Here is a 25,866-nt window from a genome sequence, read left to right on the forward strand (position 1 = left end):
CACATACAGAAAAGAAAAGCTAGAACAGCTTTATTATATTTGTTTGTTATGCTCTTGCTTATTATGCAAGTGCTCCGGCTGGATGATAAGGACTAAGGTCTAATTCTGTCTGCTTTCCGAGAACTAGCTTTGCGAGCTCTGCACCCAAGAACGGCCCCATCGTCAGTCCAGAAGCACCCAAACCGTTTGCAGCGTACAGGCCTTGAACATTCGGCACGGCCCCTACGACCGGCAGAAATCCGGGTGTAAACGGCCTGAAGCCCACTCTTGTTTCAACAGCAGCCGCATCAGCAAGACCCGGTGCAACGGCTAACGCTTTGCTCAATACTTCGTGCTGGCCTCCGGCTGTCACACGAAGATCATCAAGGCCGGCATCGTTTTCGTGTGTGGCGCCGGCTACAATTCTGCCGTTATCAAACGAAAGAATGTACTGATCACTCGGCGGCATTACAACCGGCCACGATCCTGTATCTGCATCTGGCATTTCAAAATGCATAATCTGCGCTTTTTGAAATGACACTTGAAAATGAATGCCAAGAGGCTTCAATATCTCATTGGCCCATGCTCCCGCCGTCACAATGACCGCGTCAGCCGCAAACTGCTTTGTATCTGTTTGCACGCCGGTGACTGTTCCGTTTTCAAAAAGCAAGGACGCATTTCCTTTGATGACCGTTGCGCCGCGTTTCTCTGCAGCGCTTAAAAGCGACCGGCACAGCGCTCTTCCGTTCACACGGGCGGCACCGCTGATATGAACCGATTCATAGCCGTCAGCTAAAATCGGAAACAGCTTTTTCGTTTCACTTGCAGACAAGCGGGTAATGTCGCCGATTTCCGGCGCATCCTCCCGTCTCTTATACGCTCTTTCCTCCATTTTATCGAGTTTAGACGCGTCAGTATGAATGCTGATGGCACCGACACGTTTGTATCCTGTATCCGTTTCACCGTCTTTTTCCAATTGATGGATTAAATCCTTATAGTACCTGGCTCCCCCCTTAGCAAGCTGGTACCAATCCTGATTACGGCGTTGCGAGAGCCATGGACAGACGATCCCCGCCGCCGCATCAGTCGCTTGTCCCGGCTCTTTCCGATCAATGACAGTAACGCGAGCGCCTGATTTTGCGAGATGATAAGCCGTCGACGCGCCCAGAATCCCTGCGCCGACGATGATGTACGATTTCATATGCAAACACCTTTTCTATTATAATGTCTATTCATTTTACCAAATAGAATGCTTTCCTTCGACCTTTTGCCCTAATGTGGAAAAACCGCGAAGTTCGTCCAATCTCTTTACTCTCCTATCGAATATCCTGTCACTATCAATAGAGAAAGGATGATACCATGAGCGAAAATCGTCATGAAAATGAAGAAAACAGACGCGATGCGGCAGTCGCAAAAGTCCAAAACAGCGGTAATGCAAAAGTTGTGGTCAGCGTGAATACAGATCAGGATCAGGCACAGGCGCAGTCACAAGACGGAGAAGACTAATGAACGAAAACATCATTCCTCTCAACAGACATACTCAAGAGATACCCACTACTGAATCTGTTATCAAAAACAGCGGCAACTCAGAGGTCCATATCGACATTCACATTGATACAATGCCAATTGCTTTTGCTATATTATGCTCTGCATTAGCCGCAAAGCAGATGACAAAAGAGGAATTCGATATGGCTTATACTCAATTGCGAGAGATGAACAGAGAAAATAACAGCAGATCATCTGTAAAGCAAATTATCAATCAAGAGACAGAAGAAGAGTAAAAAACCGCGGCCCCTCGGCCAGCGGTTTTTCTTCTGCATACAAAAAGGACGCGACTGAAAACCAGTCACGTCCTTTTTTATGAAGGAATTAACCGAATGAACTTTAATTAATCGTAAATAATACAGTTATAATTTTTGATTAGAATTCACCAATAAATCGTTTAGAAATATGGTTATTTCATGCATTGATTACTCCTATACAATGTGAATAAGGTTACCCGCATGTATCGTCGAAGACAGCTATTGTGACTTGGCTCAAATAACCCAGCCAATCCTAAAAAGATAAGTCCTGAGAATACTAGTTAATAGTTGTAAAAAATTTGAACATGCAAAGTATCAGATACTTATTTAATCTCCAATATTTCCTTCATATACTTTTTAAATGCTTCATTCTTCCAGAATCCCAGACGAATCCCGTCAATTCCTCTAGTCATCAAAATATAGTAAATGTTCAACACAAATAAGGTAAACTCTTGTGCATTTTTAGGGCTTTCATCGTCTTTTGAGAACTTACCGTTTACATTATGAAAATTCTCTGGATTACCGAATAACCGACCCTTTGCGTCGACTTGCAGATCATTGCCGATTAAAACACCGACTTTATTCAAATCGATTCCCTGAACTGCGAAGACAGAGCCAATCTGATCTTCGGCATCGGCATCCTCTGAAAAAACCCAATTTTCTTGAGTAGAATTCCATCTTCGTTTGATATTCCCTTCATGCCAATGAGTGATCGAATGGTCTTTGCCATCAGCCTGCTTCCAAGGTTCAACTAATCCACCTAACACGCGGTTTATGTGTTCAGGATTGAAATTTCTGTCTTCTTCTACCCAATCAATCAAATTCTTTAAAGGTTCTGTTTCAAAATATCCAAAATAAGCATCTGCATCATCATCATGAAAAACCGCTCTGTTAAAATTCGGGTTAAAATTCGTTGCTTCTTGTTCTAATAGACCTGTATCCTTATACAAAAGATATTTTATGCCATTTACGAAATCCTCTGATGTATAGTTCTTGCCTTTTGGAGCTTGAATTCTAAATTGCGTTGTTAAGTATCTCTTTTCAAAATCTGTGGTTGCTTCCTTAAATTGCGCACGTGTCATATTGGCAGGGCGAATAGCTTGCAATACATCATACATTAACACAATTTGACGACCTAATTTTTTTAAGCACTCTAAGTGGTTCTCATCCTGTGCAAATCTTCCTTTATACACACTATTAAAAGATGCCATTTGCTTTGAAAATTTTCTGGAAAGCTTATGAGATTCGTCAACAATTACAATATCATAATTTTCATCGTCATTAATCAACTTTGTCGAAGTAGCAAGTGTAAGGTTACTGTTGTTCATTCCATATACTCTAAAGATTTGCTTTGCCGTTTTAATCCAGTTAGGCTGCAAAACGACTGCTATTCTATGATTAGGTTTATCATTCAACAGCTTAGCGACCAAATGAGTCAGTAGCACGGTTTTGCCAGTACCTGCATCACCATTAATCACAAAGCTTATATCAGGATTTGATTCAATCTCATCTAGAATGTCCATTTGCTGTTCTGTTATTACTTTGATTGGGCTATATTTGACCAGTGCTTCATTGCGCAACTTCTTTAAAGTCGGTGTGCTTACCCATCCATTAGGGTATAGCTCGTTTTCCCAAAAAGGCAAAACAACTTCTGAAGCAACCTTTTCTTGGTCTCGATAGGCATTGACGCTGATACCCTTATTTCCATTAGTAATGTCATCATTGTCATAATGAACCAGTTGCTTTCTAGAGTTTGAATTCTCTGCCTTAAAGTATGTGATTAGCTGGCTTTCGACATCATATAAAGCTGTACCACCATCTAAATAAACTGAACAAAGAATAATCACTTGGTCGAAATCTGCATTATTAAATCTTTCATCTTCACCATTGTAGTGTTGCTTATTCCGCACAGTAAATTGTTTCGTTTGTCCAATGTAAATCTTTTTCGACTTCGACCCTTTATAGATATAAACGACATTGCCATTTTTAAGGATATTTTGTTCAGGCTGACGAAGTCTATCGAAACCATCCAATTCTCCATTTTTCACTTTCAATGTTATACATTTGTACTTAGCCATTGCTTAATCTACCTCATCCAGTTCATTATATTTCTTTTTTTGACCAAAGCTTTTGGGAACTGGATATTTCCGGGCATTTTTATTTAATTTTTCGGCGATGATTTCATCAATATCAAATCCTAGATTATCAGCCATCATATAAGAGTAAATCAGCACATCTGCCAGTTCTTCTTTAAGTCGCTCAAGATTTCCCTTGGATTCCTCTGGTGTTTTCCATTGAAATAATTCCAATAATTCATTGGCTTCTAAAGAGATGGAAATGGCCAGATCTTTTTCATTATGAAATTGCCGCCAGTTGCGCTCATCTCTAAATTGATTAATCCGCTGCATTGTTTCACTCATAATAATTCCCTTTCATTCCTTCCAGAAAATGTTTCCTTATCTCTTAATTATTGAACCAGATATAAGTTTCTTTTCTAGCAATCCTTCCATATTTATGTACATATTTAGTTTATGTTACGAACCTTTCTTCTTCAACTATCCTGCCCCGTTAATTCAATATAAAGAGCAGCTAAATTAAATAGCTGTATAAGAACAGAACTAACATAAAGCTTCGGGGGTCGAATATAGGGGCCACACACTGTCTTGTGCTTGAATGAGGTGCATCCCTTCCCTGATTTATGTATCGAAAAGATTGGGGCATAAAAACAACAAGTGAAACCATCATATAATGGAAAAAATCGAACAGGATGAACTTGCAAAATTCGCATCTTACATATTAAGATAATAAAAGCTTGGCAAAAAGTTGGCATGACAGAAACTTGGCACGTATCAAAAATAAGAAAAACCCTTGATAAACAAGGGTTAATCGTTAGTTATCCAATAGAACCTTCCATTTCGAACTTAATCAAACGGTTCATTTCTACTGCGTATTCCATTGGAAGCTCTTTTGTGAATGGCTCGATGAAGCCCATTACGATCATTTCAGTTGCTTCTTCTTCAGAAATACCGCGGCTCATCAAGTAGAAGAGCTGCTCTTCAGATACTTTAGACACTTTCGCTTCGTGCTCCAATGAAATGTTATCATTTAAGATTTCATTGTAAGGAATTGTGTCTGAAGTTGATTTGTTATCCATAATGAGCGTATCGCACTCGATGTTAGAGCGGGCGCCTTCCGCTTTGCGTCCGAAGTGGACGATTCCGCGGTACGTTACTTTTCCGCCCTGTTTTGAAATCGATTTTGATACGATTGTAGATGATGTGTTTGGTGCAAGGTGAATCATTTTCGCACCTGCATCCTGATGCTGGCCTTTACCCGCAAGAGCGATAGAAAGCGTCATACCGCGCGCGCCTTCGCCTTTTAGGATACAAGCCGGATATTTCATTGTCAGCTTAGAACCGATGTTGCCGTCGATCCATTCCATTGTTGCGTTTTCTTCACAGACTGTACGCTTTGTTACAAGGTTGTAAACGTTGTTCGCCCAGTTTTGGATCGTTGTATAACGGCAGTAGCCGCCTTTTTTCACGATGATCTCAACGACCGCACTGTGAAGTGAGTTTGTTGTGTAAACAGGCGCAGTACAGCCTTCAACATAATGAACACTTGCTTCTTCGTCAACAATGATCAGTGTACGTTCGAACTGACCCATGTTCTCAGAGTTGATACGGAAGTAAGCTTGAAGCGGTGTTTCAACCTTCACGCCTTTAGGCACGTAGATGAAAGATCCGCCGGACCAAACAGCTGAGTTAAGCGCCGCAAACTTGTTATCAGTCGGCGGGATTACTTTTGCCCAGTGCTCACGGAAAATATCTTCATTCTCTTTCAGCGCGCTGTCAGTGTCTTTAAAGACGATGCCTTGTGCTTCAAGATCTTCTTTCATGTTGTGGTATACAACCTCAGATTCGTACTGAGCAGAAACACCCGCAAGGTATTTTTGTTCAGCTTCAGGAATACCGAGCTTGTCGAATGTTTGTTTAATTTCTTCAGGAACTTCATCCCAAGAACGCTCTGAACGCTCAGACGGTTTTACGTAGTACGTAATTTCGTCAAAGTTCAGTGAGTTTAAATCTCCGCCCCATTGAGGCATCGGCATGTTGTAGAAATGCTCAAGTGATTTCAAGCGGAAGTCAAGCATCCATTGAGGCTCTTCTTTCATGCGAGAAATTTCTTCTACGATTTCTTTTGTCAATCCGCGCTCTGAACGGAAAATGGAAACGTCCTTGTCGTGAAAACCATACTTGTATTCACCAATATCAGGCATTTTTTTAGCCATCCATTTTCACTCCAATCCTTTTAATTGCCGCCTTCTTCTTTCGCGACTCCTTTTTCAAGTGCTTTCCATGACAGGGTTGCACATTTGATACGGGCCGGGAATTTTGAAACGCCTTGAAGGGCTTCAATATCCCCGAGATCTATAGAATCATCATACTCTTTCCCTTGCATCATATCCGAGAAAATCTTAGACATGGAAAGGGCAGTTTCAATATCTTTCCCTTTAATCGCCTGAGTCATCATCGAAGCGGATGCCATTGAAATGGAACAGCCTTCCCCTTCAAACTTCGCATCTTCCACGATGTCTCCGTCAAGCTTCATTGTCAGTCTGATGCGGTCGCCGCATGTCGGATTGTTCATATCCACGACAATGCTGTCATTCAAAACCCCTTTATTTCGCGGGTTTTTGTAATGATCCATAATCACCTGTCTGTACAATGTATCTAAGTTTGCATTAAAAGACATTTGTAAAATACTCCTTTGTCTTTTGAAGAGCTTCCACAAGCTTATCAATCTCTTCCTCTGTATTATACAGATAAAAGCTTGCTCTTGCAGTAGCAGTTACATCCAGCCATTTCATCAGCGGCTGCGCACAATGGTGGCCGGCTCTGACTGCAATTCCCTCCGCATCAAGCACAGTCGCCACATCGTGCGGATGAACATCATCAAGGTTAAATGTGACAAGCCCGGCACGCTCTTCCGGCCCGTAAACCGTTACGCCGTCAAGCTGGCGGAAGCGTTCAAGCGCATAAGCTGCAAGCTTGTGCTCATGGCGGGAAATCTCATCAAGACCGATTTCTTCGAGAAAATCAATGGCGGCACCGAGGCCGATTGCTCCTGCAATAATCGGCGTACCCGCTTCGAATTTCCACGGAAGCTCTTTCCAAGTTGATTCATAAAGCCCGACAAAGTCGATCATTTCACCGCCGAATTCGGCAGGCTCCATGTTTTCCAGCAGGGCTTTCTTTCCGTACAGCACACCAACACCAGTAGGTCCGCACATTTTATGGGAAGAAAGCGCAAAGAAGTCGCAATCGAGATCCTGCACGTCAATTTTCATGTGAGGCGTGCTTTGTGCACCGTCCACCACAATGACAGCCCCATTGTCATGAGCGATTTTCGCCATTTCTTTAATCGGGTTGACCGTGCCGAGGACATTAGATACATGAGACACCGCAACAATTTTTGTGTTGCTTGTGACCGTTTCTCTGACGTCTTCTAAAGAAATCGTTCCGTCTTCCTGCAACGGAATATATTTTAATGTGGCGCCAGTTGCTTTTACAGCCTGCTGCCACGGAATGATATTCGCATGATGCTCCATGTAGGTGATGACCACTTCATCACCAGGTTTCAGGTTGGCGCGTGCATAGCTTAACGCCACCATATTCAGTGATGTGGTCGTGCCTTTTGTGAAAATAATCTCAGCCATTGACTTCGCGTTAATAAACTTGCGGACTTTTTCACGCGCTCCTTCATAACCATCTGTCGCTCTGGTTCCAAGTGTATGGACGCCCCGGTGAACATTGGAATTGTATTGGTTATAATACTTATCCAGTGTTTCAATGACAGCACGCGGCTTCTGAGAAGTCGCCGCGCTGTCGAGATAAACGAGATCATGTCCGTTCACTTGCTGATGAAGGATCGGGAACTGTTCACGAATATCTGTGATATTCATTACTTCACTTTCCTTTCGATAACAGAAACTAATTGTTTCTTAACGCCTTCAATCGGAAGTTCATTTACTACCGGTGCAAGGAATCCGTAAATGACTAAGCGTTCTGCTTCTTCTTTCGGAATTCCACGGCTCATCAGGTAGTAAAGCTGAATAGGGTCCACACGGCCGACAGATGCCGCATGTCCTGCAGTTACATCGTCTTCGTCAATTAAAAGAATAGGGTTTGCGTCTCCGCGTGCTTTTTCGCTAAGCATCAGCACGCGTGATTCTTGCTCCGCATTCGCTTTAGAAGCGCCATGTTCGATTTTGCCGATTCCGTTAAAGATAGAAGAAGCGGAATCCTTCATCACACCGTGCTTCAAGATATAGCCTTCAGAAGCTTTACCGAAATGGATGATTTGTGTTGTGAAGTTTTCTGTCTGCTCTCCTCTTCCGACAACAACCGTTTTCGTATCGCCGTATGTGCCGTCACCGTAAAGGTTTGTTGTATTTTCGGAAATCGTGTCGCCGTCGTTCATCAGGCCAAGAGCCCACTCGATTTTGCTGTCGCGTCCGCGCGCAGCACCGCGGCGGTTCACATAAGTTGTCACACCGCTTGACAGATTATCCACCGCACCGTATGTCACGCTGGCATTATCACCTGTGATGACCTCACTGATAATATTGAAGACAGCGTCTTTCGGGTTTACAGTGCTGATGTAGTTTTCTACATATGTTACAGAACTGTGGTCTTCAGCCACAATCAGCACGTGGTTGAATAGAGCTGTATCATTGCTTTCGTGGACATAAACAGCCTGAACCGGCGTCTCCACCTGAACATTTTTCGGAACATAAAGGAATGCTCCTCCGTTAACAAGAGCCGCGTGAAGTGCAGTTAACTTATGTTCGTCAACCTTCACGCCGTCCTTCATAAAGTATTTCTCCACCAAGTCGCTGTGCTCGCGTGCAGCAGTCAGAATATCAGTGAAGATGACGCCTTTGTCTTTCAATTCTTGAGAAAGAGAAAGATGTGCCGGCGTCTGGTCACGCTGTACGTATAATGTTTTATCTTCGTTTTCAATGTCGATCAGCGCTTTTACTTCATCAGTCAAATCTTCTAATGAAGAAAGCGGTTCGTTATCCACTGTATGCTTCGCGAAATTCGTGAAGTTCCAGTTTGTGATTTTTGTTTTGTCAGGTTTCGGCATCGGCAGATCCTCAGCTTGTTCAAGAGCCTGTAAGCGCAGGTTCTTCAGCCAGGCAGGTTCTTGGTGCTTTTCGGAAAAGCTTTTGAGATACTCCTGATCTACGGATAGTTTTGTACCTAGTGTCATATTAATCCCCCTAACGCTTACGCTTCTTGGCCAACAGTTTCGTCTTCAATGCCAAGTTCTTGTTTGATCCAGTCATAACCTTCTGCTTCAAGACGCTGTGCAAGCTCTGCACCGCCGGATTTTACAACGCGGCCTTGCATCATAACGTGAACAACATCCGGAGTGATGTAGTTTAACAGGCGCTGATAGTGAGTGATCATCAAGCAGCCGAAGTTTTCGCTGCGCATTTTGTTGATCCCTTTTGATACAACTTTCAAAGCGTCAATATCAAGACCTGAGTCAATTTCATCAAGGATGGCGATTTTCGGTTCAATCATCATTAATTGAAGGATTTCGTTGCGTTTTTTCTCCCCGCCTGAGAAGCCTTCGTTAAGATAGCGCTGAGCCATTTCGGGGTCCATTTCAAGGAACTCCATGTTTTCGTCCATTTTGCGGATGAATTTCATGAGAGAAATTTCATCGCCTTCTTCTCTGCGCGCGTTGATTGCTGAGCGAAGGAAGTCGGCATTTGTCACACCGCTGATTTCACTTGGGTACTGCATCGCAAGGAATAAGCCTGCCTGCGCACGCTCGTCCACTTCCATCTCCAGTACATCTTTGCCGTCAAGCGTGATGCTGCCTTTTGTTACTTCATATTTAGGATGCCCCATAATAGCAGCTGATAAAGTGGATTTACCAGTTCCGTTCGGGCCCATTACTGCGTGGAATTCTCCACCTTTTATTTCAAGGTTTACACCCTTTAAGATCTCTTTCCCTTCGATTTCAACGTGAAGATCTTTGATCGTTAATGTTGAAGCAGCCATATCTATACCTCCAAAAATATATAATCATTATTCTCATTTTATTCTCATTCTAATTTTATAACAAATGAAAAGTAAATACAACTTTTTATCGTGCCTTGCACATTCCTCAAGTTTAACAAAGATCAGCACTTTATTAAAGCGATTGAAAAAGAAAAAGAGTGGATTCCCACCCTTTTTTAAAAGATTGATTTTCTCAATAAGCTCCCGCAGAAATCCGCTTGCTTTTTTCATAATCAAGCTCTCTCTGCCGCTCTACTTTCATTCTTGTTTCCAGCCGGCGTCCATATTCCTCGTATCCAATTCCGTGTGACAGCTGCATCGCTTTTTCCATTTCTGACGTATAATCGAGGTTCAGTCTGTCCTGGCTGCTGCAAATAATGAATCAATCCCTTCATATATTTGCTTTTTATTGTACCAGTGCTGCGTTGGATGCCGCAAAAACGATTTGGCGTGAAATAGCGGCAGATGAGACGAAAGCATCCTTTCAGAACAAATGAGAATGGTTTTTCGGAATATTCCTTCTCTTAATGCGTGGTGTTTCCGAATTCCTCAATGCACTGTTGAACGACTGTCACGCCTTGGCTGAAAGCCGCGCCGCCTCCAAATGCCGCTGCCACACTGACGGCTTCGAGAATGTTTTCTTCTGTCGCTCCCTGATCGAGACAGCCTTTTGTATGATAGATCATGCAATATTCGTCCTGAGCATTGATGGCAATTCCGAGGGCGATCAGCTGTTTTTCTCTTTCAGTCAGAGAATTCCCGGCAAAGCACTGTTCAGTAAATTCGTTAAATTTTCTTCCCATCAGCGGCATCTTTTGTTCAAATGTACCTAAACCATGTTTATATTGTTTTAACGCGTCCTGCATGCTTCCTCTGTCTTGATTCAAAGAAAATCCCTCCATCTGTTTAACATTCCTTTTTATTATGAACAGCTTTTAGGAAAATACGCGAAAAAAACCCCGGATTTCTCATCCGGGGTTTCACCGTGTCAGCAAACCCTCGCATTCGTTGTCAGACCTGCGCGTTGGTGCTCACGAATTGCAACATTCGCTCCGCTCCAATGCTCGGCCTTCCTAGACTTCAAGGGTTTTCAATCACGCTGAAAAGATGACAAAGCCCTAAAACGAATATCGTTTTAGGGCTTTGTCAATAATTGAACCCCGGAATTCTCATCCGGGGTTTCAGTCTTATTCAGATACAGGAAGCACAGCTCCGTCGTATTTTTTCTCGATGAAGTCTTTGATCTTTTTAGAGTGAAGAACTTCCATCAGCGCTTTGATTTTTGCAGAATCTTCTTCGCCTTTTCTTACTGCGATGATGTTAGCGTATGGGTTGTTTTTCGTTGATTCTACTTCAATTGCGTCTTTTTTAGGATTTAATTTATTTTGGATCGCATAGTTTACATTGATGAAGACCGCGTCTCCTTCTTTGTTTTCATATGCTTTTGCCGTTAATTCAGGCGCTACTTTTTTGAATTCAAGGTTTTTCGGGTTTTTCTTAATGTCTTTCAATGTTGCGTCAACTGTTTCCACTTTAGAATCAAGAGTGATTAATCCAGCGTTTTCAAGCATTGCAAGCATACGTCCTTGTTCAGCAACGTTGTTTGTCAGAATGATTGTCGCACCGTCTGGAAGGTCTTTCAGTGATTTGTATGTTTTAGAGTAAATACCGAATGGCTCTAAGTGAACAGCGCCGGCATTCACAAGTTTGTAATCTGTGTTTTCTTTCATTTCTTGCTCAAGGTAAGGAATGTGCTGGAAGTAGTTCGCGTCCACTTCTTTATCAGCTAAAGCTTTATTGTACATTTTGTAATCACTAAGCACTTTCACTTTCAGCGTATAGCCTTTTTCTTTCAGCAATGGTTCAGCTTCTTTTAAAATTTCCGCATGCGGTGTTTTTGTTGCCGCAACGACAATTTCTTTCTTGCCAGATTCAGCGCCGTTATTCGAACCGCAGGCAGCCATAACTCCTGCAAATACAAGCAGTAATGCACCCAAAAATAGCTTTTTCAATGTAAATCCTCCCTTATCGTTTGTCTATAATATTTGTTATTAGATCACCGATGATTTGAATAATAAACACGATGATTAAAATAAACACAGTAGCAACGAAGGTAACATCAGCGTTATTAGACTGATATCCTTCTACGTACGCAAGGTTTCCAAGGCCTCCTGAACCAATGGCTCCGGCAATTGCCGTTGAGCCGATCAAAGCGATGGCAGTAACCGTAATGCCAGAAATAAGAGCAGGCATTGATTCCGGAATCAGCACTTTGAAAATAATCGTAGACGTTTTCGCGCCCATTGATTTAGCGGCTTCAATCACACCTTTATCCACCTCACGCAGCGCGATTTCAACAAGGCGCGCGTAAAATGGTGCCGAGCCGATTACCAGCGCCGGCAATGCGGCGTTTGGCCCTAAGATCGTGCCGACTAAAAATTTCGTAAAACCTAATAGTAAAATAATTAAAATAAGGAACGGAATCGATCTGAATATGTTAACAACGGCCGCAATCACAGAGTTGACCGCTTTATTCTGCCAGAGGCTTCCTTTGCTCGTCAGAAAGAGCAGCAAGCCGAGGATGACCCCGATGACAAAAGCAAACAGTAAAGAAATCAGCGTCATATAAAGTGTTTCATATGTCGCGTTCCATAATTCAGTTAAATCAACGTTCGGGAAGTATTTTTCAAACATTCGTGATCACCTCTGCTTTCACCTGTTTGTCATTAATGAATCGGATCACGTTTTGCACTTCTTCCTCGTCCCCGTCAATGTGGATGAACAATGAACCGTAAGCCCCATCCTTCGTCTGCGAAATTTTCCCTTGCAGAATATTGACGCTGACATTGAAGTTTCTGATCATCTCTGTAATCAGAGGCTGTTCAGCTGACTCACCGACAAATGTGAGCTGAACCATTTTTCCTGATGCTGTATCATCAAGAAGGTGCTGAAGCGTCTCTTTCGTTTCTTCCGGCTCTGTCACCTGCTGAACAAATCGTTTTGTCATTTGTTCCTTTGGATTTTTAAAGACATCGAGAACCTCGCCTTCTTCGACCACCTTGCCGTTTTCCATGACGGCGACTCTGTTGCAGATTTTGCGGATGACATGCATTTCGTGCGTAATCAGCACAATCGTCAAACCGAGTCTTTCATTAATATCGGACAATAGATCCAGAATTGAATCTGTCGTTTGCGGATCTAATGCTGATGTCGCTTCGTCACAAAGGAGAACCTTCGGATTGTTTGCAAGCGCTCTGGCAATTCCGACACGCTGCTTCTGACCGCCGCTCAGCTGAGACGGATAAGATTTTTCTTTTCCTTCTAAACCTACCAGTTTAATCAGTTCATTGGCGCGCTTGATCCGCTCGCTCTTTTTCACTCCGGCAATTTCCAAAGGAAACATGATATTATCTCTGACAGTCCGCGACCAAAGCAAATTGAAATGCTGGAAAATCATACTGATCTCATGGCGTGCTTTTCTTAAACCGCGTCCATTTACTTCATTAATCTTGGTTCCCGCCACTTCCACGGTTCCTGAGGTTGGTTTCTCAAGGCCGTTCAGCAGACGGATTAAGGAACTCTTACCAGCTCCGCTATATCCTATAATTCCAAAAATCTCACCTTTTTTAATGGAAAGCGAGACGTTTTGGACAGCATTGACATCTCCATGTTTCGACTTGTAAACTTTTGAAACATCCTGAAGATTGATCAAAGCAATCACCTGCCTTAACACTATTCTAAGAAATCTTCCGGTTTTTTCTGCAAAAGAAAAGCCTTTCTGCACACTTGAGCAGAAAGGCTTATATAAAATGCCTTTCTCTCATCTTTCAAAGCTGAACGCTTCGTGTGAATTGGCACCATTTCAACAGCGTTGATGGTTGCCGGGCTTCATAGGGCACTTCCCTCCACCTCTCTTGATAAGAGAAATATATAGTCTTTTTCGTCCGGAAATTCTTAATGTAGAATAGCACGGCGAATGATTAAATGTCAACAAAATAAATGATGTCAACTTTTACTATTATAATAATTTATTATTTTTTAATTTTTTAAAATCCTCTGAAAAAATCCATTTGTCAGCCAGAGAATGGCTTCCAGTTTTAACAGGGCCCTGAATGACCCCTTTACTTTGAGGCTTCCGCTCTGAATCAGGTGCTGAAGGGAAATGTCTCCGTGCAATAAATCAATAATTTCCGTTTGGTTTCCGTAAAAGGTCAGGTTGGACGTTTGGGGCGGAGAAACTTTTTTCATTTCTCCCTGTTCGTTTATTGAGACGGTTAAGGCTTCTGCTTCTCCTTGGAAGGTAATGAGCAATGTTGAGGCATTCAAAAGGGGTTTTAAAAACAGATGCTGATACTCATCTTCTAAAACTTCCGCTTTCTCCATATGTACAACCTCCTATTTGTTGGTCATACATACACATTTCTCTCTTTGTCGCAAGAACCCCTTTATAAAACGAACGACAATTTCATTGGATATGCTGAGAAATATGTCATAAATGGGATGCGGAAGATGATTTTTGTTTGATCAGCTCATATAAATAAGAAACGGAATGAAATGCATATCCTCTTTCGACCACCTTTCCGCCTTTAAACAGCAGAAAACAAGGGACGCTTTCAATTTGATACGCTTTTGCGAATGTCGGAGAGTAATTGACATTGTTTTGATAGAAGGCGACATCCGGCAGCATTTCTTTCACCACTGTCAGCATTTTGCTTGCAAGCTGGCAGGTGCCGCAAAACGGAGTATATAAATATAGAAGGTACACATCATCTTCAATGTGATCAAGTTCGTGTTCTTGGAGTTCTTTCATGCTATACACCTCGGGACTTTCTTTCAAGAAAAATAGTATGGACATTCAGATTCGCACGCAGTAATACAGAAGCGACATGGTGCCTGGGCGCAGCCGCTACTTCCTTATAGGCTCTGTCGATATGGAGATGGCAGGCTTCATTAAATTCACGCTTCAGCTGTTTTCTCAATTTCTCACCTGATTCATCAGCATCAACTAATATATAGACGTCTTTATCATAAAGCTCGTCAGCCAATTCCTCGAGCCTCAGCTGGCTGATTGTTCCGTTTGTGCAGATAATGCGCATCGGTTCATTCAGGACGCTTTCGATTTTCTCTTTATCTGATTTCCCCTCGACAATCATAACCTTTTGCAGCTCATCCATCTTCATCTTGTTCACCTGCCGCGTCAAATTTGAAACGTTCAGATTGTAAAAGAAGGCAGTGAAATTCACCGCCAACATTAACACCAGCCGTTTTCGTAGTCACAATCTACATATTTTGCGTCGTCTCCAGAGACCACATCGGCTGTCTTATAAAATTTCTCATTTTCAAAGGAATAACCGGACTTAAGCTCATATTCATTCATGCTTGTCATTTGGCCGATCATCTCATTATCATGATATAACGAGAGCCGGCCATTTTGAAAGCGGCCTGTCACGTCATTGGTGACATCGAGCTTTTGTTTGTCGAAAGCCATATTGGACACCTCCCATAACGTTAGCGTGTCCAATTGCTTTTACGGCTATCCTGTTTTAGTCTTCTTGTGTCATCTCTTCGTATTGCTCTGCTGTCATCAGTTTTTCAATTTCAGAAGCGTCAGATGGCTCAACGACGATCATCCATGCTTTTTCGTACGGAGATTCGTTGACGAATTCCGGACTGTCATCAAGATCTTCGTTTACTTCCACAACCGTTCCGTTAATCGGTGCATAAAGCTCAGATACCGTTTTAACGGATTCAACACTGCCGAATGGCTCGTCCGCTTTGATTTCAGCGCCCACTTCAGGAAGTTCGACAAACACGATGTCGCCTAGTTCGGACTGGGCAAAATGCGTAATTCCGATTCTGGCTTTTTCTCCTTCAACTTTTACCCACTCGTGTTCTCCTGAGTAACGCAAATCTTTTGGTATGCTCAATTGAATCCCTCCATTTTTTACAGCACTACAATAAGAAGATACCACACTTTTCAAAAAAAATTTACATTAAGCCCAGTTTTCTTCAAATTGGTCTTCTTTAAATCCGACAGTCACTTTTTCGCCGTCTGTTGTAAGCGGGCGTTTGATCAGCATACCATCTGAAGCCAGCAGCTCGAGCTGTTCGTCCTCTGACATGTGATACAGCTTTTCCTTGAGATTGAGCTCGCGGTATTTCATGCCGCTCGTGTTGAAAAATTTCTTGAGATCCAGCCCGCTTTTTTCATAAAGCGCTTTTAATTCTTCTTTGCTTGGCGGCTGCTCAGCAATATGTATTTCGTTTATTTCTTTCCCATGCTCTTCAAGCCACTTCTTTGCTTTGCGGCACGTTCCGCATTTAGGGTACCAGTAAAAAGTTAACGACATCTTCTTCCCCCTCAATAAAATAATCGAGGTTATTTTAACACAGTTTGTTTTAAAAACCTAAAACAGTGCTTCTTAAAAAAGAGCTCCGCGCATGCGGAGCTCATGGCCAATCAGACAATATATTTCTCAGCCTCAAAAATGCCTGCCGCCGCCTCGCGTTTTTTCTGAATCACGTTTTTAGGCGTTACGCGTGTCAGCTTGCGCAGAGCGGAAAGCATCATGCGGAGTGAATCTCCTTCTTCCATTGCGATAAGGGATTCCTTCGCATGCGCTTCAATTTCGTTAAAGGCCTCTTGAACGAAAATTTCTGTGTACAGCACCTTTTGCGCTGCTTTTTCAGCGCCTTGTGCGGCAATGGCCTTTTCCGTTCTGAGCACGGCTGATTCCATTGCGTATACATTGCTGACGATATCCGCTACGTTCACGAGAATTTCTTGCTCACGATCGATCGCTTTTCCGTATTTTTGCGCGGCTAGGCCGGCAGCAAACAACGCAATTTTTTTGGCTTGCTTGACGATATATTTCTCCTGCTCTAAGACGCCGCTTCCAGGCTCTTCAGGCATAAGCATCATGAGTTCTTCCTGCAGCGACTGCGCTTTTTCGAATAAAGGCAGCTCGCCTTTAAGCGCTTTTTTCAGGAAGGTGCTTGGCACGATTAACCGGTTGATTTCGTTTGTGCCTTCAAAAATCCGATTGATCCTTGAATCCCTATAGGCCCTTTCTACTTCGTACTCCTGCATAAAGCCGTAGCCTCCATGAATCTGCACGCCTTCATCAACGATATAATCAAGCGTTTCAGAGCCGAATACCTTATTCAGAGAGCATTCGATGGCGTATTCCGCAATCGATTTGGCGATTTGCCGGCCGTCCTTGAGATCTTCTGCCGTGAACTGGCTCATATTGTCTTCAAACAGCCCGACGGTTCTGTATACAGAGCTTTCCATCGCATACAGCCTTGAGGCCATTGTCCCGATTTTTTCCTGTGTCAATGAAAAACCAGCAATCGGCGTTTTAAATTGGCGGCGCTGATTTGCGTATGCCGCAGACAGCTCGATGACGCGTTTAGATGCGCCGATTGTGCCAACCGCCAGTTTGTAACGGCCGATGTTTAAAATATTAAAGGCGATGACATGCCCTTTGCCGATTTCTCCGAGCAAGTTTTCCTTTGGCACTTCAGCTTGATCCAGAATGAGGGTTCTTGTCGATGATCCCTTGATTCCCATTTTCTTTTCTTCCGGTCCCGTGGAGACACCCGGGAACTCTTTTTCTACAATAAAGGCTGAAAACTTGTCGCCGTCTACCTTAGCGTAAACCACAAATACATCGGCAAAAGCAGAGTTGGTAATCCACTGTTTTTCCCCTGTTAATACATAATGGGTTCCTGCTTCATTCAGCACAGCTGTTGTTTTTGCTCCAAGTGCATCAGACCCAGAGCCAGGCTCAGTCAGAGCATAAGCGGCGATCTTTTCGCCTGAAGCGAGTCCAGGCAAATATTTTTTCTTTTGTTCTTCTGATCCGAAAAAGACGATCGGCAAGGAACCGATACCGACATGCGCGCCATAAGAAAGAGAAAAGCTTCCCGCACGCGAAAATTTCTCAGTGATGAGTGCCGAGCTGATTTTATCTAGGCCGAGCCCGCCGTATTCTTCCGGCACATCGGCACCAAGCAGCCCTAGTTCGCCCGCTTTCTTCAACAGTCTGACAGAATGCTCGAATTGATGGTTTTCGATATCATCTATATGAGGGAGAACATCTTGCTCGATGTAATCCTCTGTTGTTTTCGCAATCATTTTATGCTCGTCAGTGAAATCCTCCGGTGTATACATTTGATCGTATGTGACATCCTCGATTAAAAATCCGCCGCCTTTTTGTACGTCAGCCGCTTTTTTTGCCATTTGTTTTTCCCCCTTTAGCATAATTCAAATACACCGGCCGCTCCCATTCCGCCGCCGATACACATGGTCACGACTCCAAATTGCTCGTTTCTCCGTTTCATTTCATGGATGAGTGAGAGTGTAAGCTTTGTGCCCGTACAGCCAAGCGGGTGTCCAAGCGCGATTGCGCCCCCGTTGACATTCACTTTTTCTTCATCAATTCCCAATTCCCTGATTACTTGAATGGCCTGTGAGGCAAAAGCTTCATTCAGTTCAAACAAGCCGATGTCCTGCAGCTGAAGTCCGGCAAGCTTCAAAGCGCGCGGAATCGCTTCCACCGGTCCGATTCCCATGACTTCCGGCGGCACGCCGCCTACTGCAAAGGAACGGAATTTCACAAGCGGCGCCAGGCCAAGAGCATCGGCTTTTTCCCGGTCCATCAGCATGACAGCCGCCGCTCCGTCACTTGTCTGCGAGGAATTGCCCGCAGTCACCGTCCCATCAACGGAAAAGGCCGGGCGCAATGTCGATAAGATGTCTGCAGTCGTTTGCGGGCGAACACCTTCATCCTGAGAAAACACAAACTGTTTTTCCATAGGCTTATGGTCTTCTCCGATTTCTGTCACCGTCACTTCTACGGGTACAATTTCATCTTTAAATTTTCCTTCTGCAAGGGCTTTAGCAGCGTTTTGGTGGCTGCGAACGGCAAACGCGTCTTGATCCTCACGGGAGACGCCGTATTTTTTCGCGACTTGCTCGGCTGTGTGGCCCATGCTCATATAATATTCCGGTGCCTTTTCTGCCAAAGCAAGGTTCGGACGGGTAACATGCCCCATCATCGGAACTTGCGACATGGATTCTGCTCCGCCGGCGATCGCTGTATCGTAGGCGCCCAGCATAATTTTTTCTGCTGCATATGCAATAGACTGAAGGCCTGAAGAGCAATAACGGTTAACTGTAATCGCCGGAACCGTGTACGGCAGGCCCGCGAGCGCACCGATATTTCTCGCCATATTAAGCCCCTGCTCCGCTTCAGGCGTTGCACAGCCAATAATCAAATCGTCAATATTGCCTTCGTAACCGCCTGCCCGTTTCAGTGTCTCTTTTACACAAATCGCTCCCAAATCATCCGGGCGAACGGTGGCCAACGATCCTTTTTTTGCTTTTCCAACCGGTGTTCTTGCACCTGACACAATGACTGCCTCTTTCATAAGCTCCCTCCTAATTCCGTAAAGGTTTACCTTTCACAAGCATATGCTGCATTCTCGCTTGAGATTTTGCTTCTCCTGCCAAACTCAAAAACGCTTCTCTTTCGATCTCCAATAAATACTCTTCATCAACCTCTGTACCAAACGGCACTTTTCCGCCCGCAATGACATAAGCGAGTTTTTTCGCGATCTTGAAATCATGCTCAGATATATAGCCGGACAGCTTCATCTGCTCAGCGCCAAGCAAGAGTGCCGCATAACCGGTTTCTCCCGGCACCTTGACCTTTTCTTTTACAGGCGGCCGCCAGCCGGTATCGTATAAAGATGCGGCCAGCTGCTTCGCATCGTATAACAGGTGGTCTTGATTCACGCTGATCTGATCCGTTTCTTTTAAGATGTTCATCTCACGAGCCTCTTGAGCGGAAGCGGACACTTTCGCCATCGCAATCGTTTCAAATGTTTTCATTGCCGCATTCATCGGATCAAGGCCACGGCGTAGATGATTGATGTACAGCTCTTTGTTTCCCCCTCCGCCAGGGATGAGGCCGACACCTGATTCAACAAGGCCCATATAGGCTTCGCTTGCCGCTTGAGTACGCGCCGCAGGCAGGCATACTTCCGTTCCTCCGCCGAGCGTCATGCCAAATGGCGCGGCGACGACCGGTTTCGCACTGTATTTGATCTTCATCATCGTCTCCTGAAAACGGCGGATCACAAAATCAACTTCCAAAAAGTTGTCATCTTGGACTTCCATTAAGATCATGGCGAGATTCGCGCCGACGCAGAAATTTTTCCCTTGATTGCCGATGACAAGCCCCTTGTAATTCCGTTCTGTTTCCTCTAATCCTTTGTGGATCATTTGAATGATATCAAGGCCGATCGCATTGCTTTTCGAATGAAATTCAAGAAGGGCCACATCATCTCCAAGGTCAATTAAGCTTGCTCCGCTGTTTTTCGCAATCACGCCTTTTGTTTCTTTAAGTGCTTGTAAATGAATTCGTTTTTTGTTTTCTTTCACGGCTCTGTATTCGCCGCGGTCATAATAAAATACCGTTCCGTTCTCTTTGATGTAGAAGGTTTCATTTCCTTTGTCCAGCATCTCTTTTATCCAGCCAGGCATATCTGCTCCAAGCTGCTCGAGCTTTTCTGCTGACTGCTTGAGGCCGATGGCGTCCCACATCTCAAAAGGTCCCAGTTCCCAGCCGAATCCCCACTTCATGGCTTGGTCAATCGCATGAATATCATCGGCAATCTCGCCAAGCAGCTCGGCTGAGTAAAGCAGGGTTTGAGATGTGATATTCCACAGCAATCGGCCGGCTCTGTCATCCGAATAAATAAGCGCTTTCATTTTGGCTTTTGTCCCTTTTGCCTGTTTTGCCGCTTCAAGTGCCGGTGTTTTCATTTTTGTCCGCTCGCCGTAAGTAAGCGTCACTGGGTCAAGCTCATAAATCGTTTTTCCTTCTTTTTTATAAAAGCCTTGGCCGGCCTTACTTCCGATCCACCCTTTTTCCAGCATATCGTTCATGAAGCTTGGAAGGCGAAACACTTCTTTTTCATCGCCATCAGCTTTGTCATACACATTTCGGGCAACGTGGGCGAATGTATCGAGACCGACCACATCAAGCGTTCTAAAGGTAGCGCTTTTCGGCCTGCCGATCAGCGGTCCTGTGATCGAATCAACCTCCCCGACCTGATAGCCGCCTTTCAGCATTTCTTGGACTGTCACGAGAAGCCCGTACGTCCCGATGCGGTTTGCGATAAAGTTCGGTGTATCCTTTGCTGTAACAACGCCTTTCCCGAGGACATTTTCTCCGAAAGCTGTCATAAACTTTAAAATATCAGGATCCGTTTCCTTAATCGGAATGATCTCCAGCAGCTTTAAATAGCGTGCGGGATTAAAAAAATGTGTTCCGAGAAAATGGGCTTTAAAATCATCCGACCGGCCTTCAGCCATTTCCTGCACTGATATGCCGGATGTGTTGCTAGAGACGATGCTTCCAGTCTTTCGATGTTCATCCACAAGAGCGAAAATTTTCTTTTTGACTTCAAGGTTTTCGACAACGACCTCAATAATCCAATCTGCTTCTTTCAGTTTTTCTGCATCATCCTCCAGATTGCCTGGTGTAATATAGGAGGTATTTTTCGCTGATGTGAGGGGAGCGGGCTTTTGTTTCAGCAGTTTTTTCATCGCCTGCCGGCTCAGCCTGCTGCGCACCTCCGGACTGTCCTTCGTCAGCCCCCTTTTTTCCTCTTCCTTTGTCAAATCGTTCGGCACAATATCTAGCAGCAGGACAGGAATTCCGATGTTAGCCAAATGCGCCGCAATCCCGGAACCCATTACCCCCGATCCTAAAACGGCTGCCTTCCGAATGTGTTTGTGCATGAGATATCCCCCTTGAACATTGAATGAATAGTCATTCATTTTTTGACTAAAAAAAATGAAACCCGTTTCTTCTTTCATCTTAAAAGATTTCCGGTTCGACTTCAATAGCTAATTTGTTATTTTTTTTGTATGAAGCCTATAAAAGTCGGGCAACTTAAGCCCGGAGGTGAAGGGAATGGTACGAGAGAAAAAAAATCCGTCTTCAGCGGCAGTCAGCGCGGCGAGCGTAAAGGGAGATGCCGGTCCGACTCAGCATTACGGCGGCGGAAAACGGACAAGTCAAAATCAGCAGTATAAAAAACATAACATGGAACAATCATAATGCAGCTGCTTCCCGCGGCTGCTTTCACTTTTTCAAAATTCCTTTTAACACAAACGCTGCATTGGCAGGCCGTTCGGCAATTCTTCTCATAAAGTAGCTGAACCAGTCCGTTCCATATGGGACATACACACGCATTCTGTAGCCTTCCTTGGCGAGTTCCTTCTGACGCTCCGGCCTGATGCCGTATAGCATTTGAAACTCAAATTGCGATGCGGGGATTTGATGTTCGGCGACGAGCTGTTTCGTAAATGCAATGATGTCATCGTCATGTGTGGCGACAGCCGTGTAGTTCCCGCTTAACAACTGCAGCTTTATTAAGCTCTGAAAATGAAGGTCCGTTCCTCTTTTGTCGGGAAACGCTACGGCCGCAGATTCTTTATAAGCGCCTTTTACAAGTCTGAGATTCGGCTTTAAGTCCCGCATCTTTCTGATATCTTCTGCCGCCCGGTACAGATACGCCTGAATGACCGTGCCGAGCTTCTCAAATTCCTGTTTGCATTGCCTGTAAATAGAAAGTGTCTGTTCATAATGGGAATAGTCTTCCATATCAATGGTCACAGCAACATCATATTGCTTCGCAACGGAAAGAATGGCGCGCAAATGAGTAAGAGCAAGTTCTTCTGAAAGATCGAGCCCGATTGAGGTCAGCTTAAGTGAAAGCTCTGAGTCCAATTGATGTTCGGCAATGGCTTGAATGGCTTTCTTGCATTCCTCTGCGACTTGGTTTGCTTCTTTTTCCGAAGCTGCATACTCGCCTAAATAATCAATTGTTGCACACAAACCGGATCTGTTTAGCCTTTTGACGGTCTTAACCGCCGATTCAATCGTATCCCCTGCGACAAACCTTCGTGCTCCAAGCCGCGTTCCGTATGCTTTTGCGAACTTGGTAAGTGTTTTATTTTGAGATAAGAATAAAAACACATGTCTCAACATCCGACTCCCTCCCGCCGTCATCTTCAAAACACCTGTATATAACTCCCAGTCTGAAGGAAACTATAAAATGAACAGAAACCAAAGGAGGATCACAATGGATAATCAGCAGCAATCTCAAATGCCGCCTTCCGTTATTTCGACAAAGGATCATTTGTATCTCAATGACATGCTGAACTGGAATTTGCTCGCGATGAAAAAAGCGCATTTCATGGCGCAGCAGTGCCAGGATCAAACGTTAAAGCAAGAACTCGACCGCGTCGGACACATGCATCATGATCACTATCAAAGAATATTAAAGCACCTGCAGCCAGGCCAGCAGCAGTCCGGCTACATCCAATAAGGAGGCGCCAGAATGAATCAGCAAAATCAAAAAATCAGCAACCCGCAGACACCTGTACCGACAACATCGGAAATGAATGACAGAGATTTCGTCAACGAATTGCTGACAACCGAAAAATACATGACAACAGCTTATTGCACTGCTTTGCACGAATTCAGCCACGAGTCTCTTTATCAGGATATTCAATCCATTTTTGATGAGTTACAAAAAGCGCAAAGAAAACTATATGATCTCATGTTCCAATATGGATGGTATTCTGTTGAAGCGGAGGATGCACAAAAGCTGCAGCAGTCCTATCAAAAATTCCAGCAGACCATTCAGCAGCAGTCTCCTTATCAGCAATAACAACATTAGTAAAAAGGATACGATGTTCTTTAGGGCATCTATCCTTTTTTTGTTTAAAATCAGTTGACTTTTCATTTACGCTTATTTATATTTAATAAGCATTAACTATTTTGTCATTAAAATATATATACAGTGTATGTAACAGAGGGGAAATGAATATGAAGAGTGCGGATCAGTTAATGTCCGATATTCAATTATCGCTTCAGGCGCTCTTTCAAAAGATACAGCCTGAAATGCTGGAAAGCATGGAGAAACAAGGTGTCACCCCAGCGCAGCTGTTTGTGCTGGCCAGCCTAAAGAAACACGGCAGCCTCAAAGTTTCTGAAATTGCCGAGCGTATGGAGGTGAAGCCAAGCGCGGTGACGCTGATGGCAGATCGCCTTGAACAAAAAAATCTTATCGCCAGAACACACAACACAAAAGACAGGCGAGTGATTGATCTCAGTCTTACTGACGAAGGAGACAGAAAGTTCGAGGAGATTCTGGCAGGCAGAAAGGCCATTATGGCGCGCTATCTTTCCTTTTTGACGGAGGAGGAGATGCTGCAGGCGGCGCATATTACAGCAAAGCTCGCACAAGCAGCAGAAACGGATGAAAAGCAAAACATGAAAAGAGGAAACGGATGAAAATGAGTAAAGAAGGCAAACAATCAAAACGAACGTTATTAATAACAGGCTTAATTATTGCCATGTTTTTTTCAGCCCTTGACGGTACCATTGTCGGAACGGCCATGCCGAAAATTGTCGGTGATCTGGGCGGTTTGAGCATGATGACCTGGCTGACAACTGCATATTTGTTAACATCAACAACCATTGTTCCAATTGCCGGTAAACTGGCTGATTTATTGGGACGCCGCATTGTCTATGTATCAGGTTTGATTATTTTTATGGCCGCTTCTGCTTTATGCGGAATGGCCAACAACATGACAGAATTGATTATCTTCCGTGGACTGCAGGGAATCGGCGGAGGCATCATGATGCCGATGGCGATGATTGTTATCGGTGACTTATTCACAGGAAAACAGCGTGCTAAATTCCAAGGTGTCTTTGGCGCAATTTACGGGCTGGCTTCAGTGATTGGGCCGCAAATCGGCGGCTGGATTGTAGACTCGTTAAACTGGAAATGGGTTTTCTATATTAACCTGCCAGTCGGAATTATTGCGGTTATTTTTATTGCCAGAGGATTACAGGGACGCCAGCAGACTGGTCCGATCAACTTCGATATCGCTGGTATTTTCACAATGATTGTCGGTGTGGTCAGCCTCCTGCTCGCCTTAAGCTTTGGCGGAAAAGATTATGCATGGGATTCATGGCAGATTCTTGGGTTGTTCGCTCTCGCACTGATCGGCATTGTCAGCTTTATCATCGTAGAATCAAAAGCAAAAGAGCCAATCCTGCCAATGTATTTATTTAAAAACAGAACATTTACATTTCTAAACTTGATCGGCTTCTTTATGAGTATCGGTATGTTTGGCGCCATTACGTTTGTTCCTTTCTTTATGCAGGGAATTGTCGGTGTAAGTGCGTCTGAATCGGGTACAATTATGACACCGATGATGATTTCTATGATTATTACAAGTATCATCGGCGGACAGCTTGTTTATAAAATCGGGATTAAACCGCAAATCATTGCAGGCATGCTGGTTATGGCCGGCGGATTCCTGCTGTTAACGACATTGGATCTCGACACGAGCAAGCTTGTCGCTACATCTTTTATGGCGATTATTGGTCTGGGAATGGGTCTTGTTATGCCGATTCTGACATTGGCTTTACAGGAAAGCTTTTCGAAGGAGGAGCTTGGAGTTGTCACTTCATCCAGCCAATTCTTCCGTTCTATCGGCGGAACATTCGGCATTACCATGCTGGGAGCCGTAATGAATGCGAGATCAGGAAATCTATTAACAGATAAATTGGTTCCATATTTAGACTCTCTTCCGGCACAGGCAAGCTCGTTTGCCGCCCAGCTAAAGGGTATGATTGATACAAATCCGCAAGGGCTGCTGCAATCACTGTTCAGTCCGGACGCGGTCAAACAAATCCCTGCGGCTTTCTCATCCCATATTGTGCCGATTTTAAAAACATCGTTGATGGATTCGCTCCACAGCGTGTTTTATACGGGCCTGATCTTTATCGCAGTCGGAGCCGTATTCACCTTGTTCTTAAAACCTATCAAGCTATCAAATAAGAAAGCGGAAGACCAACAAGAAAAAGAGAAGGCGGCAAAAGCCGTTGAATCACCTTCCCATTAAT

Annotated in this window: 30 protein-coding genes and 1 riboswitch; of the genes, 7 read left to right on the forward strand and 23 right to left on the reverse strand. The window is 44.0% G+C overall.

Going from position 1 to position 25,866, the window contains the following annotated elements; all coding sequences use genetic code 11:
- Nucleotides 1-61: 61 nt before the first annotated feature.
- A complete protein-coding gene (locus tag NSQ12_RS17345) occupies nt 62-1,180 on the reverse strand; it encodes an FAD-binding oxidoreductase (protein ID WP_198878517.1) in 1,119 nt (372 codons plus the stop codon).
- Between the two features lie 158 nt (nt 1,181-1,338).
- Between NSQ12_RS17345 and sspG the strand changes: the two genes are divergently transcribed.
- Nucleotides 1,339-1,485: an acid-soluble spore protein SspG gene (gene sspG, locus NSQ12_RS17350; RefSeq protein WP_003228613.1), complete on the forward strand. Its 147-nt coding sequence runs from the start codon at nt 1,339-1,341 to the stop codon at nt 1,483-1,485.
- Nucleotides 1,485-1,760 carry a hypothetical protein gene (locus NSQ12_RS17355; protein ID WP_003243521.1) on the forward strand — a complete coding sequence of 92 codons (276 nt, stop codon included), beginning with the start codon at nt 1,485-1,487 and terminating at the stop codon, nt 1,758-1,760. Before sspG ends, NSQ12_RS17355 begins: the two co-directional genes overlap by 1 nt.
- Before the next feature lie 344 nt (nt 1,761-2,104).
- Here NSQ12_RS17355 and NSQ12_RS17360 read toward each other — a convergent pair whose 3' ends face one another.
- The 21 genes from NSQ12_RS17360 to NSQ12_RS17460 all read right to left on the reverse strand — a co-directional run bounded on the left by NSQ12_RS17360 (nt 2,105) and on the right by NSQ12_RS17460 (nt 21,677).
- Nucleotides 2,105-3,859: a DUF2075 domain-containing protein gene (locus NSQ12_RS17360; protein WP_116315891.1), complete on the reverse strand. Its 1,755-nt coding sequence runs from the start codon at nt 3,857-3,859 to the stop codon at nt 2,105-2,107.
- Between the two features lie 3 nt (nt 3,860-3,862).
- Complete coding sequence (locus NSQ12_RS17365) at nt 3,863-4,201, reverse strand: nucleotide pyrophosphohydrolase (protein WP_103803712.1); 339 nt, start codon at nt 4,199-4,201, stop codon at nt 3,863-3,865.
- Nucleotides 4,202-4,674: 473 nt separating this feature from the next.
- Nucleotides 4,675-6,072, reverse strand: coding sequence for a Fe-S cluster assembly protein SufB (sufB, locus tag NSQ12_RS17370; RefSeq protein WP_003228608.1), 1,398 nt, complete (start codon nt 6,070-6,072; stop codon nt 4,675-4,677).
- Nucleotides 6,073-6,092: 20 nt separating this feature from the next.
- The gene (gene sufU, locus NSQ12_RS17375; protein ID WP_003222809.1) at nt 6,093-6,536 is read right to left on the reverse strand and encodes a Fe-S cluster assembly sulfur transfer protein SufU; all 444 of its coding nucleotides are present in this window, start codon (nt 6,534-6,536) and stop codon (nt 6,093-6,095) included.
- A complete protein-coding gene (gene sufS / locus NSQ12_RS17380) occupies nt 6,526-7,746 on the reverse strand; it encodes a cysteine desulfurase SufS (protein ID WP_003228604.1) in 1,221 nt (406 codons plus the stop codon). The genes sufU and sufS overlap by 11 nt, the downstream gene beginning before the upstream one ends.
- Complete coding sequence (gene sufD / locus NSQ12_RS17385) at nt 7,746-9,059, reverse strand: Fe-S cluster assembly protein SufD (protein ID WP_003228602.1); 1,314 nt, start codon at nt 9,057-9,059, stop codon at nt 7,746-7,748. The genes sufS and sufD overlap by 1 nt, the downstream gene beginning before the upstream one ends.
- Before the next feature lie 17 nt (nt 9,060-9,076).
- Nucleotides 9,077-9,862, reverse strand: coding sequence for a Fe-S cluster assembly ATPase SufC (gene sufC, locus NSQ12_RS17390; protein WP_003151872.1), 786 nt, complete (start codon nt 9,860-9,862; stop codon nt 9,077-9,079).
- 193 nt (nt 9,863-10,055) lie between these two features.
- Entirely contained in the window at nt 10,056-10,193 is a 138-nt protein-coding gene (locus tag NSQ12_RS17395) for a hypothetical protein (protein WP_003228600.1), read from the reverse strand.
- A gap of 193 nt (nt 10,194-10,386) precedes the next feature.
- Entirely contained in the window at nt 10,387-10,764 is a 378-nt protein-coding gene (locus NSQ12_RS17400; protein WP_014477920.1) for a carboxymuconolactone decarboxylase family protein, read from the reverse strand.
- Between the two features lie 285 nt (nt 10,765-11,049).
- The gene (gene metQ, locus NSQ12_RS17405; RefSeq protein ID WP_003228595.1) at nt 11,050-11,874 is read right to left on the reverse strand and encodes a methionine ABC transporter substrate-binding lipoprotein MetQ; all 825 of its coding nucleotides are present in this window, start codon (nt 11,872-11,874) and stop codon (nt 11,050-11,052) included.
- 13 nt (nt 11,875-11,887) lie between these two features.
- Nucleotides 11,888-12,556 (reverse strand): methionine ABC transporter permease MetP, encoded by a 669-nt coding sequence (gene metP, locus NSQ12_RS17410; RefSeq protein ID WP_003228593.1) that lies wholly within the window; start codon nt 12,554-12,556, stop codon nt 11,888-11,890.
- Nucleotides 12,549-13,574: a methionine ABC transporter ATP-binding protein MetN gene (gene metN, locus NSQ12_RS17415; protein WP_003242531.1), complete on the reverse strand. Its 1,026-nt coding sequence runs from the start codon at nt 13,572-13,574 to the stop codon at nt 12,549-12,551. Before metN ends, metP begins: the two co-directional genes overlap by 8 nt.
- A gap of 105 nt (nt 13,575-13,679) precedes the next feature.
- A riboswitch (SAM riboswitch) is annotated at nt 13,680-13,786 on the reverse strand.
- A gap of 114 nt (nt 13,787-13,900) precedes the next feature.
- Nucleotides 13,901-14,245, reverse strand: a complete 345-nt coding sequence (locus tag NSQ12_RS17420; protein ID WP_003228587.1) for an SCP2 sterol-binding domain-containing protein — start codon at nt 14,243-14,245, stop codon at nt 13,901-13,903.
- A gap of 106 nt (nt 14,246-14,351) precedes the next feature.
- Entirely contained in the window at nt 14,352-14,672 is a 321-nt protein-coding gene (locus tag NSQ12_RS17425; RefSeq protein ID WP_014480792.1) for a thioredoxin family protein, read from the reverse strand.
- Between the two features lies 1 nt (nt 14,673).
- Nucleotides 14,674-15,036 carry a toprim domain-containing protein gene (locus NSQ12_RS17430; RefSeq protein WP_041850618.1) on the reverse strand — a complete coding sequence of 121 codons (363 nt, stop codon included), beginning with the start codon at nt 15,034-15,036 and terminating at the stop codon, nt 14,674-14,676.
- A 77-nt stretch (nt 15,037-15,113) separates the two neighbouring features.
- The gene (locus tag NSQ12_RS17435; RefSeq protein ID WP_003228581.1) at nt 15,114-15,350 is read right to left on the reverse strand and encodes a YusG family protein; all 237 of its coding nucleotides are present in this window, start codon (nt 15,348-15,350) and stop codon (nt 15,114-15,116) included.
- A gap of 55 nt (nt 15,351-15,405) precedes the next feature.
- Nucleotides 15,406-15,789, reverse strand: a complete 384-nt coding sequence (gcvH, locus tag NSQ12_RS17440; RefSeq protein ID WP_003222781.1) for a glycine cleavage system protein GcvH — start codon at nt 15,787-15,789, stop codon at nt 15,406-15,408.
- A 66-nt stretch (nt 15,790-15,855) separates the two neighbouring features.
- A complete protein-coding gene (locus tag NSQ12_RS17445; RefSeq protein WP_003222779.1) occupies nt 15,856-16,212 on the reverse strand; it encodes an arsenate reductase family protein in 357 nt (118 codons plus the stop codon).
- A 110-nt stretch (nt 16,213-16,322) separates the two neighbouring features.
- Complete coding sequence (gene fadE, locus NSQ12_RS17450; RefSeq protein ID WP_015714672.1) at nt 16,323-18,107, reverse strand: acyl-CoA dehydrogenase FadE; 1,785 nt, start codon at nt 18,105-18,107, stop codon at nt 16,323-16,325.
- Nucleotides 18,108-18,121: 14 nt separating this feature from the next.
- A complete protein-coding gene (locus NSQ12_RS17455; RefSeq protein WP_003228574.1) occupies nt 18,122-19,297 on the reverse strand; it encodes an acetyl-CoA C-acyltransferase in 1,176 nt (391 codons plus the stop codon).
- Between the two features lie 10 nt (nt 19,298-19,307).
- Nucleotides 19,308-21,677 (reverse strand): 3-hydroxyacyl-CoA dehydrogenase/enoyl-CoA hydratase family protein, encoded by a 2,370-nt coding sequence (locus NSQ12_RS17460; protein ID WP_131228072.1) that lies wholly within the window; start codon nt 21,675-21,677, stop codon nt 19,308-19,310.
- 175 nt (nt 21,678-21,852) lie between these two features.
- Between NSQ12_RS17460 and NSQ12_RS17465 the strand changes: the two genes are divergently transcribed.
- The gene (locus tag NSQ12_RS17465; protein ID WP_003240817.1) at nt 21,853-21,999 is read left to right on the forward strand and encodes a YuzL family protein; all 147 of its coding nucleotides are present in this window, start codon (nt 21,853-21,855) and stop codon (nt 21,997-21,999) included.
- Nucleotides 22,000-22,023: 24 nt separating this feature from the next.
- On the opposite strand, the gene NSQ12_RS17470 is transcribed toward NSQ12_RS17465, so the two are convergent.
- Nucleotides 22,024-22,932 (reverse strand): proline dehydrogenase, encoded by a 909-nt coding sequence (locus NSQ12_RS17470; protein ID WP_032722491.1) that lies wholly within the window; start codon nt 22,930-22,932, stop codon nt 22,024-22,026.
- Between the two features lie 94 nt (nt 22,933-23,026).
- Between NSQ12_RS17470 and NSQ12_RS17475 the strand changes: the two genes are divergently transcribed.
- The 4 genes from NSQ12_RS17475 to mdtP all read left to right on the forward strand — a co-directional run bounded on the left by NSQ12_RS17475 (nt 23,027) and on the right by mdtP (nt 25,865).
- On the forward strand, nt 23,027-23,272 hold the full coding sequence (locus NSQ12_RS17475) for a hypothetical protein (RefSeq protein ID WP_003228567.1): 246 nt from the start codon (nt 23,027-23,029) through the stop codon (nt 23,270-23,272).
- 12 nt (nt 23,273-23,284) lie between these two features.
- Nucleotides 23,285-23,617 carry a spore coat protein gene (locus NSQ12_RS17480; protein ID WP_339175254.1) on the forward strand — a complete coding sequence of 111 codons (333 nt, stop codon included), beginning with the start codon at nt 23,285-23,287 and terminating at the stop codon, nt 23,615-23,617.
- A 158-nt stretch (nt 23,618-23,775) separates the two neighbouring features.
- Entirely contained in the window at nt 23,776-24,243 is a 468-nt protein-coding gene (gene mdtR / locus NSQ12_RS17485) for a MarR family transcriptional regulator MdtR (protein ID WP_192858003.1), read from the forward strand.
- A complete protein-coding gene (gene mdtP, locus NSQ12_RS17490) occupies nt 24,240-25,865 on the forward strand; it encodes a multidrug efflux MFS transporter MdtP (RefSeq protein ID WP_021480565.1) in 1,626 nt (541 codons plus the stop codon). Before mdtR ends, mdtP begins: the two co-directional genes overlap by 4 nt.
- Nucleotide 25,866 lies beyond the last annotated feature (1 nt).

Source organism: Bacillus sp. PS95, assembly GCF_037963565.1.
GTDB classification, from domain to species: Bacteria; Bacillota; Bacilli; order Bacillales; family Bacillaceae; genus Bacillus; species Bacillus subtilis.

Bases quoted from the DNA above. Each gene is read 5' to 3' on its own strand.
- NSQ12_RS17345 (WP_198878517.1), bottom strand. From the start codon at position 1,180: ATGAAATCGTACATCATCGTCGGCGCAGGGATTCTGGGCGCGTCGACG.
- sspG (WP_003228613.1), top strand. From the start codon at position 1,339: ATGAGCGAAAATCGTCATGAAAATGAAGAAAACAGACGCGATGCGGCA.
- NSQ12_RS17355 (WP_003243521.1), top strand. From the start codon at position 1,485: ATGAACGAAAACATCATTCCTCTCAACAGACATACTCAAGAGATACCC.
- NSQ12_RS17360 (WP_116315891.1), bottom strand. From the start codon at position 3,859: ATGGCTAAGTACAAATGTATAACATTGAAAGTGAAAAATGGAGAATTG.
- NSQ12_RS17365 (WP_103803712.1), bottom strand. From the start codon at position 4,201: ATGAGTGAAACAATGCAGCGGATTAATCAATTTAGAGATGAGCGCAAC.
- sufB (WP_003228608.1), bottom strand. From the start codon at position 6,072: ATGGCTAAAAAAATGCCTGATATTGGTGAATACAAGTATGGTTTTCAC.
- sufU (WP_003222809.1), bottom strand. From the start codon at position 6,536: ATGTCTTTTAATGCAAACTTAGATACATTGTACAGACAGGTGATTATG.
- sufS (WP_003228604.1), bottom strand. From the start codon at position 7,746: ATGAATATCACAGATATTCGTGAACAGTTCCCGATCCTTCATCAGCAA.
- sufD (WP_003228602.1), bottom strand. From the start codon at position 9,059: ATGACACTAGGTACAAAACTATCCGTAGATCAGGAGTATCTCAAAAGC.
- sufC (WP_003151872.1), bottom strand. From the start codon at position 9,862: ATGGCTGCTTCAACATTAACGATCAAAGATCTTCACGTTGAAATCGAA.
- NSQ12_RS17395 (WP_003228600.1), bottom strand. From the start codon at position 10,193: ATGGAAAAAGCGATGCAGCTGTCACACGGAATTGGATACGAGGAATAT.
- NSQ12_RS17400 (WP_014477920.1), bottom strand. From the start codon at position 10,764: ATGGAGGGATTTTCTTTGAATCAAGACAGAGGAAGCATGCAGGACGCG.
- metP (WP_003228593.1), bottom strand. From the start codon at position 12,556: ATGTTTGAAAAATACTTCCCGAACGTTGATTTAACTGAATTATGGAAC.
- NSQ12_RS17420 (WP_003228587.1), bottom strand. From the start codon at position 14,245: ATGGAGAAAGCGGAAGTTTTAGAAGATGAGTATCAGCATCTGTTTTTA.
- NSQ12_RS17425 (WP_014480792.1), bottom strand. From the start codon at position 14,672: ATGAAAGAACTCCAAGAACACGAACTTGATCACATTGAAGATGATGTG.
- NSQ12_RS17430 (WP_041850618.1), bottom strand. From the start codon at position 15,036: ATGGATGAGCTGCAAAAGGTTATGATTGTCGAGGGGAAATCAGATAAA.
- NSQ12_RS17435 (WP_003228581.1), bottom strand. From the start codon at position 15,350: ATGGCTTTCGACAAACAAAAGCTCGATGTCACCAATGACGTGACAGGC.
- NSQ12_RS17445 (WP_003222779.1), bottom strand. From the start codon at position 16,212: ATGTCGTTAACTTTTTACTGGTACCCTAAATGCGGAACGTGCCGCAAA.
- fadE (WP_015714672.1), bottom strand. From the start codon at position 18,107: ATGGCAAAAAAAGCGGCTGACGTACAAAAAGGCGGCGGATTTTTAATC.
- NSQ12_RS17455 (WP_003228574.1), bottom strand. From the start codon at position 19,297: ATGAAAGAGGCAGTCATTGTGTCAGGTGCAAGAACACCGGTTGGAAAA.
- NSQ12_RS17460 (WP_131228072.1), bottom strand. From the start codon at position 21,677: ATGCACAAACACATTCGGAAGGCAGCCGTTTTAGGATCGGGGGTAATG.
- NSQ12_RS17465 (WP_003240817.1), top strand. From the start codon at position 21,853: ATGGTACGAGAGAAAAAAAATCCGTCTTCAGCGGCAGTCAGCGCGGCG.
- NSQ12_RS17470 (WP_032722491.1), bottom strand. From the start codon at position 22,932: ATGTTGAGACATGTGTTTTTATTCTTATCTCAAAATAAAACACTTACC.
- NSQ12_RS17475 (WP_003228567.1), top strand. From the start codon at position 23,027: ATGGATAATCAGCAGCAATCTCAAATGCCGCCTTCCGTTATTTCGACA.
- NSQ12_RS17480 (WP_339175254.1), top strand. From the start codon at position 23,285: ATGAATCAGCAAAATCAAAAAATCAGCAACCCGCAGACACCTGTACCG.
- mdtR (WP_192858003.1), top strand. From the start codon at position 23,776: ATGAAGAGTGCGGATCAGTTAATGTCCGATATTCAATTATCGCTTCAG.
- mdtP (WP_021480565.1), top strand. From the start codon at position 24,240: ATGAAAATGAGTAAAGAAGGCAAACAATCAAAACGAACGTTATTAATA.